The sequence below is a fragment of the Actinoallomurus bryophytorum genome, from assembly GCF_006716425.1.
Classification (GTDB): Bacteria; Actinomycetota; Actinomycetes; order Streptosporangiales; family Streptosporangiaceae; genus Actinoallomurus; species Actinoallomurus bryophytorum.
This window is the reverse complement of the sequence record NZ_VFOZ01000001.1, coordinates 1,052,210-1,070,719: the sequence shown is the minus strand read 5'-3', so window position 1 is coordinate 1,070,719 and position 18,510 is coordinate 1,052,210. Positions and strand designations below refer to the sequence as shown.

The 18,510-nt window shown below is 68.1% G+C and carries 20 protein-coding genes; 7 read left to right on the top strand and 13 right to left on the bottom strand.

Going from position 1 to position 18,510, the window contains the following annotated elements:
• Positions 1–17 precede the first annotated feature (17 nt).
• Positions 18–398 carry a hypothetical protein gene (locus FB559_RS05045; RefSeq protein WP_141953803.1) on the top strand — a complete coding sequence of 127 codons (381 nt, stop codon included), beginning with the start codon at positions 18–20 and terminating at the stop codon, positions 396–398.
• Positions 399–481: 83 nt separating this feature from the next.
• On the opposite strand, the gene FB559_RS05040 is transcribed toward FB559_RS05045, so the two are convergent.
• From FB559_RS05040 to sodN, 3 genes are all read right to left on the bottom strand, one after another.
• Positions 482–1,216: an RNA polymerase sigma factor SigF gene (locus FB559_RS05040; RefSeq protein WP_246122392.1), complete on the bottom strand. Its 735-nt coding sequence runs from the start codon at positions 1,214–1,216 to the stop codon at positions 482–484.
• A 142-nt stretch (positions 1,217–1,358) separates the two neighbouring features.
• Positions 1,359–1,778 (bottom strand): ATP-binding protein, encoded by a 420-nt coding sequence (locus tag FB559_RS05035; protein WP_141953799.1) that lies wholly within the window; start codon positions 1,776–1,778, stop codon positions 1,359–1,361.
• Positions 1,779–2,006: 228 nt separating this feature from the next.
• Positions 2,007–2,441, bottom strand: a complete 435-nt coding sequence (gene sodN, locus FB559_RS05030; RefSeq protein WP_141953797.1) for a superoxide dismutase, Ni — start codon at positions 2,439–2,441, stop codon at positions 2,007–2,009.
• Between the two features lie 58 nt (positions 2,442–2,499).
• Between sodN and sodX the strand changes: the two genes are divergently transcribed.
• Entirely contained in the window at positions 2,500–2,814 is a 315-nt protein-coding gene (sodX, locus tag FB559_RS05025) for a nickel-type superoxide dismutase maturation protease (protein ID WP_141953795.1), read from the top strand.
• 53 nt (positions 2,815–2,867) lie between these two features.
• Here the strand turns inward: sodX and FB559_RS05020 are convergent, their stop codons facing one another.
• From FB559_RS05020 to FB559_RS05000, 5 genes are all read right to left on the bottom strand, one after another.
• A complete protein-coding gene (locus FB559_RS05020; RefSeq protein ID WP_141953793.1) occupies positions 2,868–3,656 on the bottom strand; it encodes an amino acid ABC transporter ATP-binding protein in 789 nt (262 codons plus the stop codon).
• Positions 3,653–4,600 (bottom strand): amino acid ABC transporter permease, encoded by a 948-nt coding sequence (locus tag FB559_RS05015; protein WP_246121355.1) that lies wholly within the window; start codon positions 4,598–4,600, stop codon positions 3,653–3,655. The genes FB559_RS05020 and FB559_RS05015 overlap by 4 nt, the downstream gene beginning before the upstream one ends.
• 7 nt (positions 4,601–4,607) lie before the next feature.
• A complete protein-coding gene (locus FB559_RS05010; RefSeq protein ID WP_221639887.1) occupies positions 4,608–5,507 on the bottom strand; it encodes an ABC transporter substrate-binding protein in 900 nt (299 codons plus the stop codon).
• Between the two features lie 190 nt (positions 5,508–5,697).
• Positions 5,698–6,597, bottom strand: coding sequence for an ABC transporter substrate-binding protein (locus tag FB559_RS05005; RefSeq protein WP_141953789.1), 900 nt, complete (start codon positions 6,595–6,597; stop codon positions 5,698–5,700).
• 102 nt (positions 6,598–6,699) lie between these two features.
• Entirely contained in the window at positions 6,700–7,635 is a 936-nt protein-coding gene (locus tag FB559_RS05000) for an ABC transporter substrate-binding protein (protein ID WP_141953787.1), read from the bottom strand.
• Between the two features lie 240 nt (positions 7,636–7,875).
• Between FB559_RS05000 and FB559_RS04995 the strand changes: the two genes are divergently transcribed.
• From FB559_RS04995 to FB559_RS04980, 4 genes are all read left to right on the top strand, one after another.
• Complete coding sequence (locus FB559_RS04995; protein ID WP_246121354.1) at positions 7,876–9,066, top strand: NAD(P)-dependent malic enzyme; 1,191 nt, start codon at positions 7,876–7,878, stop codon at positions 9,064–9,066.
• Between the two features lie 110 nt (positions 9,067–9,176).
• Positions 9,177–9,461 carry a DUF2191 domain-containing protein gene (locus tag FB559_RS04990; RefSeq protein ID WP_141953782.1) on the top strand — a complete coding sequence of 95 codons (285 nt, stop codon included), beginning with the start codon at positions 9,177–9,179 and terminating at the stop codon, positions 9,459–9,461.
• On the top strand, positions 9,448–9,876 hold the full coding sequence (locus tag FB559_RS04985) for a type II toxin-antitoxin system VapC family toxin (RefSeq protein ID WP_141953780.1): 429 nt from the start codon (positions 9,448–9,450) through the stop codon (positions 9,874–9,876). Before FB559_RS04990 ends, FB559_RS04985 begins: the two co-directional genes overlap by 14 nt.
• A gap of 43 nt (positions 9,877–9,919) precedes the next feature.
• Positions 9,920–10,888, top strand: a complete 969-nt coding sequence (locus FB559_RS04980; protein ID WP_141953778.1) for a zinc-binding dehydrogenase — start codon at positions 9,920–9,922, stop codon at positions 10,886–10,888.
• An 8-nt stretch (positions 10,889–10,896) separates the two neighbouring features.
• Here FB559_RS04980 and FB559_RS04975 read toward each other — a convergent pair whose 3' ends face one another.
• The 5 genes from FB559_RS04975 to FB559_RS04955 all read right to left on the bottom strand — a co-directional run bounded on the left by FB559_RS04975 (position 10,897) and on the right by FB559_RS04955 (position 17,352).
• A complete protein-coding gene (locus FB559_RS04975; RefSeq protein WP_141953776.1) occupies positions 10,897–11,631 on the bottom strand; it encodes a PadR family transcriptional regulator in 735 nt (244 codons plus the stop codon).
• Positions 11,628–12,455 carry a DUF4097 family beta strand repeat-containing protein gene (locus FB559_RS04970; protein ID WP_141953774.1) on the bottom strand — a complete coding sequence of 276 codons (828 nt, stop codon included), beginning with the start codon at positions 12,453–12,455 and terminating at the stop codon, positions 11,628–11,630. Before FB559_RS04970 ends, FB559_RS04975 begins: the two co-directional genes overlap by 4 nt.
• 104 nt (positions 12,456–12,559) lie before the next feature.
• Positions 12,560–12,739 (bottom strand): DUF6104 family protein, encoded by a 180-nt coding sequence (locus FB559_RS04965; protein ID WP_141953772.1) that lies wholly within the window; start codon positions 12,737–12,739, stop codon positions 12,560–12,562.
• A 105-nt stretch (positions 12,740–12,844) separates the two neighbouring features.
• Positions 12,845–16,531 (bottom strand): multifunctional oxoglutarate decarboxylase/oxoglutarate dehydrogenase thiamine pyrophosphate-binding subunit/dihydrolipoyllysine-residue succinyltransferase subunit, encoded by a 3,687-nt coding sequence (locus tag FB559_RS04960; protein WP_141953770.1) that lies wholly within the window; start codon positions 16,529–16,531, stop codon positions 12,845–12,847.
• A gap of 362 nt (positions 16,532–16,893) precedes the next feature.
• A complete protein-coding gene (locus tag FB559_RS04955; protein ID WP_141953768.1) occupies positions 16,894–17,352 on the bottom strand; it encodes a hypothetical protein in 459 nt (152 codons plus the stop codon).
• Between the two features lie 212 nt (positions 17,353–17,564).
• Here FB559_RS04955 and FB559_RS04950 point away from each other — a divergent pair, with 212 nt between their 5' ends.
• Positions 17,565–18,503, top strand: coding sequence for a GlxA family transcriptional regulator (locus FB559_RS04950; RefSeq protein ID WP_141953766.1), 939 nt, complete (start codon positions 17,565–17,567; stop codon positions 18,501–18,503).
• The last annotated feature ends 7 nt before the right edge of the window (positions 18,504–18,510 follow it).

Genomic DNA, 18,510 nt, shown 5'->3' with positions numbered 1-18,510 from the left:
GGATAGTGTTCGGGGCTGTGTCCACACGTCCCATCACCCTGAGTTCAGCGGCGGCCATCGAGGCCGTCCAAGGGGTCGCCGTGCTGGCGATCGGCCTGTTCGTCGGCATAGAGGCGATCATCGGCAGCCCGAACGACCTGGCGAGTGCCGTGGTGCTCGCCCTGATGGCGGTCGCCGCAGGTGTCGGCATCGTCGCCGTCGGCCGCGGGCTGTGGCAGGTGCGGCGCTGGGCACGCGCGCCCGCCCTGCTCACCCAGATCTTCGCGGTGATCGCGGCGATCTCGATGATCCAGAGCAGGCGCCTGGCCATCGGCGTCATCCTCATCGCGCTGGCCCTCGCGGGCGCGGCGACCCTGATGAGCCCGCCGTCGACGCGGGCCCTCGACGCGGAGGAGTAGGGCCCGTCTCGCCGTCCGCCCCGTACGGGGACTTCGAGAAAGGCCCCAAGGCCCGTCTCGAAGTCGGTGCCTACGCGCCCTGGCTAGTCGTCGGCCGTGAGGCCGTCGCGCAGCTGGGCGAGGGTACGCGCGAGGAGCCGGGACACGTGCATCTGGGAGATGCCAAGCTCCGCGGCGATCTGCGACTGGGTCATGTTGCCGAAGAACCGCAGCAACAGGATGCGCTTCTCCCGCGCGGGGAGCTTTTCCAGCAGCGGTTTGAGCGACTCGCGGTATTCGACGCCTTCGAGGGCGTCGTCGATGATGCCGAGGGAGTCGGCGACCGCGGGTGCGTCCTCATCGCCGGAGTCGGGCGCGTCGAGTGAGACCGTGGAGTAGGCGTTGGCCGACTCCAGGCCCTCGAGCACCTCTTCCTCGCTCATCTGCAGGTGCTGGGCCAGCTCGCTGACGGTCGGCGCGCGGCCCTCGCGCTGGGCGAGGTCGCTGATCGCCTTGGTCAGCGAGAGCTTGAGCTCCTGCAGCCGGCGGGGTACGCGGACCGCCCAGCCCTTGTCGCGGAAGTGCCGCTTGATCTCACCGACGATGGTCGGCGTCGCGTACGTGGAGAACTCCACCCCGCGTTCGAGGTCGAAGCGGTCGATCGACTTGATCAGGCCGATCGTCGCCACCTGGATCAGGTCGTCGAGCCACTCGCCGCGGTTGCGGAAGCGGCGTGCGAGGTATTCGACGAGCGGGAGATGCAGCTCCACCAGCTCGTCGCGGATGCGCTGGCGCTCCGCGTCGCCGTCCGGAAGGGCGTTGAGGCGTTCGAACAGCATGCGCGCTCGCGCGCGATCCGGTACGCCATGCTCGTTGCCCGCCACGGTCGTCTTCTCTGTCACGACAGCACCTCGCCTCGCGGCTCGGAGCCATGGGACGGGCCTGGCCACGCGGGGCGGTGCTGTGCTGGGTCGACTCTGGTCACGTCGTCTGCCCGCGTCGCTTCTGCAGGACGATGGTCACCCTGTCGTCGGCGCCGACCTCGGCGTCGACGTCACCGGCGAGGGAGCTCAGCACGGTCCATGCGAACGTGTCGCGGCTCGGCTGCCGACCGTCGACGGTGAGAACCGACACCCCGATGCTCATCGCATCGTCGGTCAGCTCGAACTCACACGTCAGGTCGGTGCCCGGAACCGCCTGGGCAAGGAGCATCGCGCATGCCTCGTCGATCGCGATGCGCAGATCTTCGATCTCGTCGAGATTGAAGTCGAGGCGCGCGGCCAGCCCGGCCGTCGCCGTGCGGAGCACGGACAGATAGGCGCTGTCGGCCGGCAGCCGCACGGTCACCACGTCGCGGACTTCAGAAAGACTGGCCGGCATGGCTGCGGTTTCCTCGGTCACGTCACTCCCTAGTTGGGGCTACCCGCTCCCTTGAAACTACCGCCTACGCGTACCTACTCGCGCGTCCGGCACGCCTGCATATGGCCAAGGGATCTTTCCACTGCCCGGGATCATCGGGCTCGGAGATCGCGGCGCCCGCCCGCTCACGCGCTGAACCGCCCAGGTAACGGGCCGACACGATGAGGGCCGCGTCCGCTCTCGCGAACCGGCCCTCATCGTGGGGAGAGATCAGGCGTTCTTGGTCTCCCAGAAAATCTTGCTGATCTCGTCGATCTTGGCCAGGAGTTCTTCGGCCTTGCCGTTGTCGACGCCGCCCTTCGTACCGGCGGCACCCGCGAGCTTGGTCGCCTCGTTGAACAGCTGGTGAAGCTGCGGGTACTTCTCAAAGTGCGGGGGCTTGAAGTAGTCGGTCCACAGCACCCACAGGTGGTGCTTGACCAGCTCGGACCGCTGCTCCTTGATGATCAGGGCGCGGGCGCGGAAGACCGGGTCCTCGTTGGACTCGTACTTTTCGATGATCGCCTTGACCGACTCGGCCTCGATCCGTGCTTGCGCCGGGTCGTAGATGCCGCAGGGCAGGTCACAGTGAGCGGACACCGTGGTCTTGGGGCGCAGAAATCGTGCGAGCACCTGCGTGTCCTTCCGTTGTCTCTCGTAGATCATGCTCTGGTACCAGACACTACTCCTGGGGCCCTACCCCTCGACGGAGAGGTTCATCATCATGCGGGCGGTCGAAGTCACGGGCGAGTCGATGCTGCCCGTACTCCGTCCCGGCGACTGGCTGATCGTACGGCCCGGCGCACGGATCGTCCCTGGCAGCGTCGTCGTGGCGCGGCACCCGAGCGAGACGGACACGCTCATCGTCAAGCGTGCCGCGCACCGGGGCGAGGGCGGATGGTGGCTGGAGAGCGACAACCAGCGGGCGCCCGGCCGCCAGGACAGCTGGGACTTCGGTGCGGTTCCCGACGGCCTCATCGTGGGACGCGTCGTCATGCGCTACTGGCCGAGGCCGTCGCTGCGCCTCGGAGCGCGCTGAGCCGTCCTGACAGAGTGTGACGCGGCCGCATCCGCGGCCGCGTCACACTCTCGTCAGAGCACCTTCGACAGGAAGTCCTGCGTACGCCGGTGCTTGGGCTCGGCCAGGACGTCACGCGGGTTGCCCTGCTCGACGATGGCGCCGCCGTCCATGAAGACGAGAGAGTCACCGACCTCGCGCGCGAAGCCCATCTCGTGCGTCACCACGACCATGGTCATGCCGTCCACGGCGAGCTGCCGCATCACGTCGAGCACGTCCCCGACCAGCTCGGGGTCGAGCGCGCTCGTCGGCTCGTCGAACAGCATCAGCTTGGGCTCCATGGCCAGGGCCCGCGCGATCGCCACCCGCTGCGCCTGCCCGCCCGAGAGCTGCGACGGGTAGGCGGAGATCTTGTCCGACAGGCCGACCTGGTCGAGCAGTGCCATCGCCCGCTCGCGGACGACCGCCTTGGACTCGCCCTTGACCTGGACCGGCGCCTCCATGATGTTCTCCAGCGCCGTCATGTGCGGGAAGAGGTTGAAGCGCTGGAACACCATGCCGATGTCCCGCCGTTGCGCCGCGACCTCGCTCTCGCGCATCTCGTGCAGCTTCTCCCCGCGCTGGCGGTAGCCGACGAGATGGCCGTCCACCCAGAGCCGACCGGAGTCGATCTTCTCCAGGTGGTTGATGCAGCGCAGGAAGGTGGACTTGCCGGAGCCGGACGGGCCGATGACGCACATGACCTCGCCGGAGGTGACCTCAAGGTCGATGCCGCACAGGACGTGCAGGCGGCCGAAGTACTTGTGGATCCCCTCGGCCTTGACCATCGGCCCACCGGCCGAGGCGACCGTCGGCTCGCTCATGACGTGCCCCTCTCCGGCACCTGCGGCCTGACGTGGAAGGTCGTCAGGTTGCGCCGCAGTCGCTGCATCGGAGTCGGCGGCAGTTCCCGCGAGGAGCCTCGCCCGTAGTAGCGCTCCAGGTAGTACTGCCCGACCGACAGGATCGAGGTGATGATGATGTACCAGACGCTCACTACGATGAGCAGCGGGATCGTCTTGTAGTTGGCGTTGAAGATGTCCTCGCCGGCCTTCAGCAGCTCCGTGAAGGCCACCGTGGACGCCAGGGACGTGGTCTTCAGCATCGAGATGGTCTCGTTGCCGGTCGGCGGGATGATCACGCGCATCGCCTGCGGCAGCACGATCCGGCGCATGATCTTCAGCCGCCGCATGCCGAGGGCCTGTGACGCCTCTGTCTGGCCCTCGTCGACCGACAGGATGCCGGCACGCACGATCTCGGACATGTACGCCGCCTCGTTCAGGCCGAGCCCGAGGATGGCCGCGACGAACGTGGTCACCAGGCTGTTGACGTCCCAGGTGATGAACGTCGGGCCGAACGGGATGCCGAGCGAGATGTCGCCGAACAGTGCCTTGATGTTGAACCAGAAGATCAGTTGCACCAGCACCGGCGTGCCGCGGAAGAACCAGATGTACAGCCACGCCGCCGACGAGAGCATCGGGTTGGCCGACAGCCGCATCAGCGCCAGGACCACGCCGCCCACGATGCCGATGGCCATCGCGATCACGGTCAGTTCGAGCGTGGCGACGAGGCCCTTGAGGATCTGCGTCTCGGAGAAGTACTTCCCGAACGTCCCCCAATCCAGGTTCGGATTGGTGAACAGCATGTGGACGAGCATGGCGGCGAGCACAGCCACGATCGCGCCGCTGACCCACCTGCCCGGGTGCCGGACCGGCACGGCCTTGATGGTCTCAGGCCGTACCGGTTCCGCAGTGTCGGTTTCAGTCACAGCGACCTCAGCCAGCCGCTCCGTTGACCTTGGGGTCGGTGATCCCGCCGTCGGAGACGCCCCACTTGTCGGTCAGCTGCTTGTACGTGCCGTCGGTGATCAGGTCCTTGATCGCCTTCTGGATCCCGTCACGCAGCTCGTTCTCGTTCTTGGGGATCGCGATGCCGTAGGGCGCGGTGTCGTACGCCTTGCCGGCGATCTCGAACTTGCCACCCGACTCCTTGGCCGCGTACGCGGCGACGGGGGAGTCGGCCAGCACCGCGTCGGCGCGGCCGTTGCCCAGCGCCAGGTTGGCGGCGTTCTGGTCATCGAGGGAGACCTTCGTCGGCGCGGACTTGCCGCCCTGCTTGCACTTGTCGACGCGAGCACCGGCGTCGGGCTTGGTGGAGGACTTCGGCGTGAGCTCGTCCTCCTGCGTGGTGCCCTTCTCGACCGCGATCTTCTTGCCGCACAGCGACAGGTCGTCCGGCGACAGCTTCTCCGGGTTGCCGGTCTTGACCATCAGGCCGGTGCCCGCCGAGAAGTAGGTCACGAAGTCGAAGCTCTGCTCACGCTGCTTGTTGTCCGTGAAGGACGACAGGCTGATGTCGTACTTCTTGCTCTGCAGGGCGGGCAGGATGTTGTCGAACTTGACGTCCTGGAAGTCCGCGGTGACGCCGAGCTTCTTGGCGATCGCGCTGCCCAGGTCGATGTCGAAGCCGACGATCTGACCGTTCTGCTTGAACTCGTTCGGAGCGTACGACGCGTCCGTCGCGATGACGATCTTGCCGTTCTTCTTGATCGTGTCGAGGGCGCTCTTCTTGCCCGGTGTGGTCGTCTTGGCGTTACACGCGGACAGCGCGAGGGCGCCTGCGATTACTGCGATGCCCACCGCGAGGCCGCGGCGGTGCAGAGGGCCGGTGTACACGGCGTCCTCCTCTAGAGATCGGGGGCGGCCCCCGATGGTTGCCTGTTCAGTGGTGGACATCTTTGCGTAACCGCGCCCTAAGGAGGATTACCGGCGTGAAACAATCATGCAACGCTAATACGCCACGTTGACCCGCGTATCCGGCATCGATCGCCTCGGACCGCCGTACCGGTGCCGGTCCTGCCGGTCCTCAGCCGGCCGCTCCGTTGATCTTGGGATCGGTGATTCCGCCGTCGGAGACGCCCCACTTGTCGGTCAGCACCTTGTAGATGCCGTTGCCGATGAGATTCTTGACGATCTTCTGGATCGCGTCGCGCAGCTCGCTCTCGTCCTTGGGGATCGCGATGCCGTACGGCGCGGTGTCGTAGGCCTTGCCGGTGGTGGCGAGCTTGCCGCCGGACTCCTTGGCAGCGTAGGAGGCGACCGGGGAGTCGGCGAGGACGGCGTCGGCATGGCCGCGGGCGAGTGCCCGGTTGGCGGCGTCCTGGTCGGGGAGGGAGACCTTCACCGGGGCGCGCTTGCCCGCCTGCTTGCACTTGGAGACGCGGGCGCCGTCTTCGGGCTTGGCCGAGGACTTGGGCACGAGTTCGTCCTCCTGCGTGGTGCCCTCCTGGACCGCGATCCTCCTGCCGCACAGCGACAGGCCGACGGGTGAGAGCTTGAGCGGGTTGCCCGCCTTCACCATCAGGCCGGTGCCGGCGGAGAAGTAGGTCACGAAGTCGAGGCTCTGCTCCCGCTGCTCGTTGTCGGTGAGGGAGGACATGCCGAGGTCGTACTTCTTGCTCTCCACGGCCGGCAGGATCTTGTCGAACTTGACGTTCTGGAAGTGCGCGGGGACACCCAGATTCCGTGCGATCTCGGTTCCGAGGTCGACGTCGAAACCGATGATCCGGCCGTGGAACTCGAACTCGTTGGGCTCGTACGACGCGTCCATGGCGATGGTGATCTTGCCGGCCTTCTTGATCCTGTCCAGGGCGCTCCGCTCGCCCGAGGAGGCCGTCCTGGTCCCGCAGGCGGACAGTGTGAAGGAGAGGGCGAGGGCGATGACGCCGGCCACGATGTCGCGGTGGCGTAGAAGGCCGGTATGCACGGCGAGCTCCTGACTTCCGGGATCCCCACGATCACAACGGAGGTCATCCTGGGCCACCCGTGTTAAACAAGGTTGCCGACAGGAAACACTCGTGCAACGCCACTAGCTCGCTGCATTGATCCGCGTATCGGGTACTTCGCCCGAGGATAGCCCCCACTGTCCGGTTAGCCGACGGTAGGTGCCGTCGGACATCAGGCTCTTCACCGCCTTGAAGATGGCGTCGCGCAGATCGCCCTCGCGTTTGGGGATCGCCACGCCGTACAGCGCGGTCGCGTAGGGCTCGCCGGAGCACTGGATGCGGCCGCTCGACTCCTTCGCCCCGTAGATCGCCGATGGCGAGTCGGTGAGCGAAGCGTCGGCGTGGCCCCTGAGGAGGGCCTCGTTGGCCGCGGCCTGGTCGTCGTAGGACATGCGGATCGGGGCCGGCCTGCCGCCGCTGAGGCAGGCGTCGATCCGCGTGCCGGCATCCGGCTTGGTCACGTCCTTGCGGGAGAGCTCCTCCTCCTGCGTGGTGCCCTTCTCGACCGCGATCCTCTTGCCGCACAGGGACAGGCCTTCGGGCCGCAGGTGGCGCGGGTTGCCCTGCGGGACCATCAGCATCGTGCCCGCCGACAGGTACGTGACGAAGTCGAATCTGCTCTCGCGCTCCCGGGTGTCGGTGAAGGAGGACAGGCTGATGTCGTACTTGTCCTCTTCCAGGGCCCGCAGGATCGTGTCGAACCTGACGTCCTGGAACTCCGCCTTGACGCCGAGCTTGCGCGCGATGGCGGTGCCGAGGTCGACGTCGAAGCCGACGATCCGGTCACCTTGCTTGAACTCGTTCGGCGGGTACAGGGCGTCGGTGGCGATGATGATCTTGCCTGCTCGCTGGATGCGGCCGAGCGCACCCGTGCCGGTGTCCCGGCAGGCTACGGCGAGGGGGGTTCCGAGCAGAGCGGCGAGCGTCGCCGCGCACATGCGGCGGACGAGGGGACGGGGGCGCAGAGCGTCCTCCTCTGGGCGGAGGTTCAGGGGTACGGAGAGGGGCTTAGACGACATCTGTGACGGTGGCCGCTAAGCGGGACCAACAATGGCATAAACCCTTTACGGACGGGCCTGAATGGCGGGGTACGCCTCTCTCTCCGGGGTGGTACGGTCCCCGGCCTGGAGTCCGCCGGGGGATGTGGTTGAATCGGTGAACGGGTGACCCCCGTACACCGAGAGACGCCCGCGTCGCCCGTTGACCCAGGGATGACCAGGTCGTCTACCCGTACATACACGCAAATAGCAGGGGTCGCTGTGGCTGCCAAGCCTGATGGATCGACTGATCATGACTACGACGCCGATCCGGCGTTCGCGCTGCACCGAGGGGGCAAACTCGAGGTGCGCTCGACCGTTCCGGTACGCGACCGGGACGATCTTTCACTCGCCTACACGCCGGGCGTCGCCCGCGTCTGCATGGCGATCGCGGAGGAGCCGGAGCTCGTCCACGACTACACCTGGGTCTCCAAGGTGGTGGCGGTGGTCACCGACGGCACCGCCGTACTCGGCCTCGGCGACATCGGCCCCGCCGCCGCGATGCCGGTGATGGAGGGCAAGGCCCTGCTCTTCAAGGAGTTCGGCGGCCTGGACTCCGTGCCGATCTGCCTCGACTGCACCGACGCCGACGACCTCGTCGAGACCGTCATCCGGCTGGCCCCCAGCTTCGGCGGCATCAACCTCGAGGACATCAGCGCGCCGCGCTGCTTCGAGATCGAGGACCGCCTGCGGGCCGCGCTCGACATCCCGGTCTTCCACGACGACCAGCACGGCACCGCGATCGTGGTGCTCGCCGCGCTGCGCAACGCCTCCCGCCTCATCGGCAAGCCGCTGTCGGAGATGCGCGGCGTCGTTGCCGGAGCCGGCGCCTCGGGCGTCGCCGTCTCCCGCATCCTGCTGGAGGCCGGCCTCGGCGACATCGCGATCTCCGACAGCAAGGGCCTGATCTACGAGGGCCGTGACGGGCTGAACCCCGTCAAGCAGGCGCTGGCACGTGACTCCAACCGCTCGGCGCTCAAGGGCTCGACGGAGGACGCCCTGGTCGGCGCCGATGTGTTCATCGGCCTCTCGGGCGGCACCATCCGCGAGGACTGCGTGGACGCCATGGCCGACGACGCCATCGTCTTCGCGCTGTCCAACCCCGACCCGGAGATCCAGCCGGATGTCGCGCGGCGGCATGCCCGCGTGGTCGCGACCGGCCGCAGTGACTACCCCAACCAGATCAACAACGTGCTGGCCTTCCCCGGGGTCTTCCGTGGCGCCCTGGACGTACGGGCCCACTCGATCACCGAGGGCATGAAGCTCGCCGCCGCCACGGCGCTCGCCGGCGTGGTGGGCGACGAGCTGTCGGAGGACTACGTCATCCCGAGCCCGTTCGACGAGCGCGTCGCCCCGGCCGTGACCAAGGCCGTGGCCGACCAGGCTCGCAAGGAGGGCGTCGCCCGCATCTGAGCCGAACGTCCGACACGGCCCGTACTCTCGTTCGAGAGTACGGGCCGTGTTCGTTCGATGACCGCTTGTGATCATTGACATTTTTATGTCACGCTGCTGACACTGAAGGCATGCGGAGGACCACAGTGCGGATCGACGACGAGCTCCTGGCGGACGCCAAGGCGTTCGCGGCCAAGCACGGCCGCAGCCTCAACTCGGTAGTGGAGGACGCCTTGTACCAACTGCTCAGACGCACACGGGAGAGCGGCGAGCGCCCGCACGTCGATCTCCCCGTGTCCGGAGGTGGAGGACTCCAGCCCGGCTGGGCTCCGGATACGGACATCAAGGAGATCGCCTATGAGGTGGTCGTGCAGGACTACATGAGGGAGCAGGACCGAGGCGATGCTGCTTCTTGACGTCAATGTCCTGATCTACGCGAACCGGCTCGATGCGGTTCGGCACGAGGACTACCGACGATGGGTCCTGGGTGTGGTCGGGGGAGATGAGCCGTATGCGGTCTCTGACTTCGTCATCAACGGCTATCTCAGGATCGTCACCGACCGTCGGATCTACAAGAACCCCACAAAGCTCGAGGAGGCGTTGCTGTTCGCGGACGGCATCCGCAACCAGGAACACGCCGTGGTGATCAATCCGGGCGGCCGGCACTGGTCGATCTTCAACGACCTCTGCCGGCAGGCCGACGCGAAAGGCAAGCTCGTCCCGGACGCCTACCTCGCGGCACTGGCCATCGAGCACCGATGCGAGTTCATCAGCACCGATCGCGACTTCGGCCGCTTTCCCGGATTGCGGTGGCGACGCCCACTCGGGTAGGCGGGGGAGCGGGCGGGCGGGCTTTCTGACTACAGTGCCGTTCATGTTCGCCGTCACCGCAGCACGCATCGATGCCGACAATCCGCTCGACGGGATGGAGCTCGGGGAGCGTCCCGACCCCACGGTTCCCGAGGGCTGGACGACCGTGACCGTCAAGGCCGCCGCGCTCAACCACCACGACGTCTGGACCCTCCGCGGCGTCGGGATACGTGAGGACCGGCTTCCGATCATCCTGGGCGGTGACGCGGCCGGGATCGACGAGGACGGTAACGAAGTGATCGTCCATTCCGTCATCGGCGACCTGGAGCGCGGCGGGGGCGACGAGACGCTCGACCCGAAGCGTTCGCTGCTCTCGGAGGTCCACGACGGCACGTTCGCGCAGAAGGTCGCGGTTCCCCGTCGCAACCTCGTGCCCAAGCCCGCCTCGCTGTCGTTCGAAGAGGCCGCCTGCCTGCCGACCGCCTGGCTGACCGCGTACCGCATGCTCTTCGACAAGGCCGGCCTCCAGCCGGGCGCCACCGTCCTCGTCCAGGGTGCCGGCGGCGGGGTCGCGACGGCCGCCATCGCGCTGGGTTCGGCCGCCGGCTATCGCGTCTGGGCGACCAGCCGCAGCGCCGACAAGCGCAAGCGTGCGCTCGACCTCGGTGCCGACCAGGCCTTCGAGTCCGGCGCGCGGCTGCCCGAGCGGGTGGACGCCGTCCTCGAGACCGTCGGCGAGGCCACGTGGAGCCACTCGCTCAAGTCGCTCCGGCCCGGCGGCCGGATCGTCGTCTCCGGTGCCACCAGCGGCGAGGTCCCGCCCGCCGAGCTGAACCGCGTCTTCTTCCTGCAACTGTCGGTCGTCGGGTCGTCCATGGGCACGCGCGACCAGCTCGTACGGCTCGCGCGGTTCCTCGACGTCACCGGCGTGCGCCCGCTGGTCGACCGGGTCCTCCCGCTGGAGCAGGCGCGTGACGGCTTCGCGGCCATGGCCGATGGCAAGATCTTCGGAAAGATCGTCTTTACGCCGTGACCGTGGTGCTACTGCTCTGACGGCCGGTCGTCGGAGTGCAGGATCTCCGACCGGATGCGCTTGGACGTCTCGGTGAGCAGCTCACGCGTGCGCGTGAGCTGCTCGGTGTCCAGGCCGTCCTGCGAAGCCTCGCGTATCTCCTCGACGAACCTGCGCAGCACGCGGTCGAGCTTGACGCGCGTGGCCTCGTCCTGCGAACCCGTGGCGGTCGCCCAGGCGTCCTCCCAGGTGTGGCGCCACTCTTCCTTCCAGACGCGCTTCTGGTCCTTCCAGTAATCCTTCTGGCGCCGCCACTCTTCCTTCTGGCGCTGAGTGGTGTCCTTGAGGTTCTGCGTCGCGCCCACCGGGCCCTGCTTGCGCATCTCGCGCGCGGCGTGGGTCAGCTCCTCGCGCAGTGACCGTACGGTGTCGCGCACGTCCTCCTGGACCTCGCGGGCGATGTCGCGTACGGACTCGGTCAGCTCGTCCTCCAGCTCGGCCAGTTCGTCCATGCGCCGCTCCAGCTCGGCGCGGCCCGCGTCGGTCAGCCGGTAGACCTTCTTGCCCTTGACCACCTCGTGGGTGACGAGCCCTTCTTCCTCCAGCCTCGCCAGCCGCGGGTAGATGGTGCCCGGGGAGGGGGAGTAGACGCCGAGGAAGCGATCCTGGAGCAGCCGGATGACCTCATAGCCGTGCCGTGGGCTCTCTTCGAGCAGCTTCAGCAGGTACAGCCTCAGCCGGCCGTGGCCGAACACGGGACTCATCGGTCGTGGTCACCTTCTCGCTTCAGTGCTTCCGGATCGGGACGGCTCAGGAGCGTTACGGCGCCGGAGACGGAGTTGACGGTCAGTGACGCCGTGCCGTCGCCGAGCGTACCGGTGACGCTCTTGGGTACGCCGCGTTCCTCGCGGCCGAGCCCGTCGAACGCGGCGTCGATCCGCCCGCCCATCGAACTCAGCGTGACCTTGGCCGACGTCGACTTCGGCAGGCGCATGGTCACCTCGCCCGAGACGGTCCTGACCTGTACGCGGGCGGCGGCACGGAGGTCGACGTCGGTGGTGATCCGGCCGCTGACGGAGTGGGCGTTCAGCCGGTCGACGGCGCCGCCGGCCAGAGCGAGGTCGCCGGAGACGGAGTTGAAGGTCACCGAGCCGCCGACCCCCTGGCCCTCGATCGCGCCGGTCGCCGTGTTGGCGTCGATCGTCCCGGTCACGCCGTCGAAGGTGACGTCACCGGAGGCCGTCCGGACCGAGACGCGCCCGGACATCCCGGTGACGATCGCGTTCGCGGTGACGAGGTTGAGGGTGACCGGGCAGTCCTCGGGCACCGTCACCGTGATCGTGGTGCGCCCCTTGGTGTTCTGCAACCACTTGAGGACGCCCTCCATGCCGCTGCGCTTCTGGGTGAGGCTCAGCATGCCCGCCTCGTGTACGACCTCGAGTGGATGCCCGGAGATCTCGCTCACGTGCAGGGTGGGGCGGTCGCCGGTCGGGAGTACCGAGACCGTGCCCGCCACGATGTTCGCCTTGAGCGCGACCACGCCGTCGAAATCGATCTTCGTCGGCTCATCGACCGTCCAGCGCGCCATGTGCGAGTCCCTTCCGTCAGAAACGCTCTTCTATCAAGATATGTCGCGTTTGAGGAAAGTCAAGATGTATCGCGTCTGGGTTCGGCTGCCCGTACCGGGCCGGCTCAGTCGTCGTCCTCGTCGGCCAGCCTCGCCAGCCAGGTGGCGAGGCGTTCGACCGGCGTCTCGAACTCGGGGTTCAGATCGACGAACTCCCTGAGGCGGTCGGCCACCCAGGCAAGGGAGACCTCCTCCTCGCCACGGCGTTCGGCGAGCTCCTCGATACCTCGATCGGTGAAGTACATGCGTCTATGTCCGCAACTGTTCGCTGGCTGAACCGGCGGCGGCATCGGCCGGCCGCCGGGTACCCCGGTGCCCCGCACGCCAGGCGTGCGGGGCGACCCGAAGGATCAGTCCTCGCCGAAGATGGCGGCGACCAGACCCTGCTGCTCGGCCGTGTGTATCTTGGCCGAACCCACCGCCGGGGACGAGCTGGCCTTGCGGGAGACCCGCTTCAGCTCGCGGCCCTCGAGGTGGGGCGGCAGCTTGAGCGCCATGAAGGGCCACGCACCCATGTTGGCGGGCTCTTCCTGTGCCCAGATGAGCTCGGCGTCGGAGGAGTACTTCGCGAGCTCGGCCTTGATCTCGTCGACCGGGAGCGGATAGAGCCGCTCGACGCGTACGAGCGCCGTCGAGGTGTCGCCGGACTTCGCGCGAGCCTTGTCCAGGTCGTAGTAGAGCTTGCCGGTGGTGAACACGACCCGGCGTACGTCTCCGGGCTCCACCGTGTCGCCGATCACCGGCAGGAAGGTCCCCGAGGTGAACTCCGAGATGGCCGACGTCGCCGCCTTGAGCCGCAGCATCGACTTCGGCGTGAAGACGATCAGCGGCTTTTCCCGCGGCGACAGTGCCTGCCAGCGCAGCAGGTGGAAGTAGTTCGCCGGGGTGGTCGGCTGGGCCACCGTCATGTTGTCCTGCGCGCAGTCCTGCAGGTAGCGCTCGATGCGCGCGGAGGTGTGGTCCGGCCCCTGGCCCTCGTGGCCGTGCGGCAGCAGCAACACGACGGAGGAGTGCTGCCCCCACTTCTGCTCGCCCGACGAGACGTACTCGTCCATGATCGACTGGGCGCCGTTGGCGAAGTCGCCGAACTGGGCCTCCCAGCAGACCAGCGCGTCCGGCCGGGTCATGGAGTAGCCGTACTCGAAGCCCATCGCGGCGTACTCGCTCAGGAGCGAGTCGTGCACGTAGAACTTCGAGGTGCCCTGGCCGAACTGCTTGAGTGGGGTGTACTCCTCGCCGGTCTTGCGGTCGAACAGCACGGCGTGCCGCTGGCCGAAGGTGCCACGGCGCGTGTCCTGGCCGACGAGGCGCACCGGACGGCCGTCGATGAGCAGCCCGCCGAGGGCGAACATCTCACCGGTCGCCCAGTCGATCGCGTCGTCCTCGACCATCTGCGCGCGCTTCTGCAGCAGCGGCTGCACGCGCGGGTGCGGGGTGAAGCCCTCCGGCGGGTTGACCTGGGTGTCGAGGATGCGCTTCACCGTCTCCTCGGAGATGGCCGAGGGCACGCTCGCATGGTCGACGGGGATGCGTTCGGTGTCCGGCTTGGTGAAGCTGTCCTGCGGCGGCTGGTTGATCGCCTCACGGGTCTCGCTGAACGCCCGCTCGAGCTGCTCCTGGTAGTCGCGCAGTGCCTGCTCGGCCTCTTCTACGCTGATGTCGCCGCGGCCGATCAGCGCCTCGGTGTAGAGCTTGCGTACCGAGCGCTTGGCGTCGATGAGGTCGTACATCAGCGGCTGCGTGAACGACGGGTTGTCGGACTCGTTGTGCCCGCGTCGCCGATAGCAGATCATGTCGATGACGACGTCCTTGTTGAACGCCTGCCGGTATTCGAAGGCCAGCTGGGCGACCCGCGCGCACTGCTCGGGGTCGTCGCCGTTGACGTGGAAGATCGGCGCCTGGATCATCCGGGCCACGTCGGTGGCGTAGACGCTGGAGCGGGAGTATTCGGGCGCGGTCGTGAAACCGACCTGGTTGTTGACCACGACGTGGATCGAGCCACCGGTGCGGTAGCCGCGCAGCTGCGAGAGGTTGAGCGTCTCGGCCACGACACCCTGGCCGGCGAAGGCCGCGTCGCCGTGGATGAGGACCGGCATGACGGTGAACCCGCCCTCGCCGACGTCGAGGATGTCCTGTTTGGCGCGCACGACGCCCTCGGCGACCGGGTCGACGGTCTCCAGGTGGCTCGGGTTGGCCACCAGCGAGGTCCGGATCTTGGAGCCGTCGCGGGCCACGAAGTCGCCGTCGGCGCCCAGGTGGTACTTGACGTCGCCGGAGCCCTGCGCGCTGCGGGGGTCGAGGTTGCCCTCGAACTCACCGAAGATCTGGCCGTAGGACTTGCCCACGATGTTGGCCAGGACGTTGAGCCGGCCGCGGTGGGCCATGCCGATGACGACCTCGTCCAGGTGCGACTGCGCCGCGGAGGTGATCACCGCGTCGAGCAGCGGGATCAGCGACTCGCCGCCCTCGAGCGAGAAGCGCTTCTGCCCCACGAACTTGGTCTGCAGGAACGTCTCGAACGCCTCGGCGGTGTTGAGCCGGCCGAGGATGTGCTTCTGCTCCTCGGGGTCCGGCTTGCCCGGCGGCACCTCGACGCGTTCCTGGATCCAGGCGCGCTCCTTGGGGTCCTGGATGTGCATGTACTCGATGCCGACGGTGCGGCAGTAGGAGTTGCGCAGCACGCCGAGGATGTCACGGAGCTTCATGGTCGGCTTGCCGCCGAACCCGCCGGTGGCGAACTCCCGCTCCAGGTCCCACAGGGTGAGACCGTGCTTGAGCACGTCCAGGTCGGGGTGGCGGCGCTGGGTGTACTCCAGCGGGTCGGTGTCGGCCATGAGGTGGCCGCGCACGCGGTAGGCGTGGATCAGCTCGTGCACCCGGGCGACCTTGGCGACGTCGTCCTCGTGGCTGGTGCTGATGTCCTGGACCCAGCGCACCGGCTCGTACGGGATCCGCAGCGCCTCGAAGATCTCGTCGTAGAACTCGTCCTCGCCCAGCAGCAACTGGTGGACGCGGCGCAGGAAGTCGCCCGACTGGGCGCCCTGGATGATGCGGTGGTCATAGGTCGACGTCAGCGTCATGACCTTGCTGATGCCGAGCCGGGCCAGTGCCTCGGAGGACGTGCCGGCGTACTCGGCGGGGTACTCCATCGCGCCCACGCCGATGATCGTGCCCTGGCCGGGCATGAGCCGCGGCACCGAGTGGACGGTGCCGATGGTGCCCGGGTTGGTCAGGCTGATCGTGGTGCCGGCGTAGTCGTCGATCGTGAGCTTGTTGCCCCGCGCCTTGCGGACGACCTCTTCGTAGGCCGCCCAGAACTGGCGGAAGTCGAGGGCCTCGGCGCTCTTGATGTTGGGCACGACGAGCTGTCGCTGGCCGTCGTCCTTCTTCAGGTCGATCGCCAGGCCGAAGTTGACGTGCTCGGGCCGGACCAGCGTGGGCTTGCCGTCCACCTCGGTGTAGGAGGCGTTCATCTCCGGCATCGCCTGCAGCGCGCGGACGAGGGCGTAGCCGATGAGGTGGGTGAAGGAGACCTTGCCACCGCGCCCGCGCTTGAGGTGGTTGTTGATGACGATGCGGTTGTCGATCAAGAGCTTGGCCGGCACCGCGCGCACGCTCGTCGCGGTGGGAACCGTGAGGCTGGACTCCATGTTGGTCACCGTGCGGGCGGCGACGCCGCGCAGGCGTACCTCTTCGGCGCCGCTCGGGACCTGAGGCGTGGGGGCCGCCTTCTTCGCCGGCTTCTCGGCGGCCTTCTGGGCCGCGGGCCCGGCGGGCTTGGCCGTCGGCTCGGCCGCGGGCTTCTGCTGGGGCGCGGGAGCCGCCGGGGCGGTCTGCGGTGCAGGAGAGGCCGCGGCCGCACCGTCCGCCTTCGCCGGGCGGTCCGGCTGATAGTCCGCGAAGAAGTTCCACCAGGCTCGATCGACTGAGTTGGGGTCTTCTAGATATTTTTGGTAAAGCTCGTCGACCAACCACTCATTCGGACCGAAGTCGGGAGTGCTCAGGTCGGCAGAGGATCGCGACGACTGAGTCGACACGGCGGAGATCGCCCTCTTCCGCGCTCGCAGGTGGATCTGTAATCGAGACAAGGCTACTCGTCCGTGACCGTCACCGATGCAAGGCCATGCGTTCTCTACATCCAGGAACGGCCACCTCACGACACAGCGCTCGGACGCATGCCGCTATTCCAGTCCAATACGGGCGACGCTAAAGGGCACTTCGGGGGCGTAGCGATCGCGTGACGCGACGTACCGTCTCCTGTTCAGCGCGAGGAAACGGTACGTGCGCCCGTCATCGGGCGCTCCGGCGGCGGGCCCCGGCCGGTGGTCCGCGGCGGCCCGGACGCCACCATCGATGTGACGCAGATCACGTGTAGGATCTGCAACTTTCGGGGAAAGTGTCAAGCCCCCGTGGTCGAGCCGGGCCGGACGATCATCAGCACGGTCACGGTCGCCCAGAGAAGGTTGAACGTCCCGGTGTACATCGCGAGCCGTGCCGGGTTCCCGCCCCCGTTCTCGCCGGTCCGTGTGCCGGCGATCAGCGCGCCCTGGCGGGGGAGGATGAGCAGCAGGAGCACGGCCGCGGCGAGCGCGGTCAGGGCGATCGACACGATCACCCAGGCGTCGCCCATGACGTGCATGGCGCCGGCGGTGGCCAGCCCGAAGACGGGGACGAAGACGCCGATCGCGGCGTAGACGCGGCAGATGCGGTTCAGGATCCGTGCGTCCGCCAGTGCCCGGCCGGCGGGATCGGTCACCGCGCGCCGCGCGGCGGACGGGAACATGCTGGCCGCGACGGCCACCGGGCCGACGGCGAGGATGGCGGCCAGGACATGGGCGATGAGAAGGATCTTGGTCACGGGAGCCGGTGCCTCCGGGGTGGGTGATCGGGTACGGCGCCCACAGGTGTGCGGCGCCGTGCCGACGCTACGGAGGAGGCCCGTGAGGTCGATAGTGGCTCCAATGCCAATAGGCAGCGGATTCTCGCCATCCCTCTGTGGTCATGGGTAATGGGCGAGACTCACTGCTCGGGGCGGCTGACGGGAATCCGCTGTTCGCATAGATTGCGGCCATGCACACGATCGCCGTACTCGCGCTGGACGGGGTCATCGGCTTCGATCTGACGACGCCGCTGGAGGTGTTCGGCCGCACACGCCTGCCCGACGGCCGCATGCCGTACCGGGTACGCGTCTGCGCCCCCGCGCCCGAGGTCGACGCGGGGGCCTTCACGCTCCGCGCGCCCTGGGGGCTGGACATGCTGGCGGAGGCGGACACGATCATGGTGCCGGGCGTCGCCGACCCCACCGCGCCGGTTCCCGCCGAGGTGGTCGACGCGTTGCGGCGGGCGGCCGAGGCGGGCACACGCATCGCCTCGATCTGCGCCGGCGCCTTCACCCTCGCCGCGGCGGGCCTGCTGGACGGCAGGCGCGCCACCACCCACTGGGTCGCCGCCGGGCTCCTGGCCGCCCGGCATCCGGCCGTGGAGGTGGATCCCGACGTCCTCTATGTGGACGACGGGCGGCTGCTGACCTCCGCGGGCGCGGCGGCAGGGCTCGACCTGTGCCTGCACATGATCCGGTGCGACCATGGTTCGGCCGTGGCCGCCGACGCCGCGCGTCTCTCGGTGATGGCCCTGGAAAGAGAGGGCGGGCAGGCGCAGTTCATCGTGCACGAGCAGCCGCCGGCGACACGGGGTTCGCTGCTCGAACCCGTGCTGCGATGGATGGAGGAGAACTCCGGACGTGACCTCACCCTCGACGACATCGCCGCGCATGCCGGGATGAGCACCCGTACGCTCAACCGGCGCTTCCGCGAGCAGACGGGCACGACACCCTTGCAGTGGCTGCACCGGGCGCGGATCCGCCAGGCGCAGTACCTCCTGGAGACCACCACGCATCCCGTCGACCGCATCGCGAGCCAGGTCGGGTTCGGCTCGCCGACGGCGTTCCGCGACCGTTTCCGTCGCGTGGCGGGCACCAGTCCGGGTGCCTACCGGCGCGCGTTCCGCTGAGGGCGGC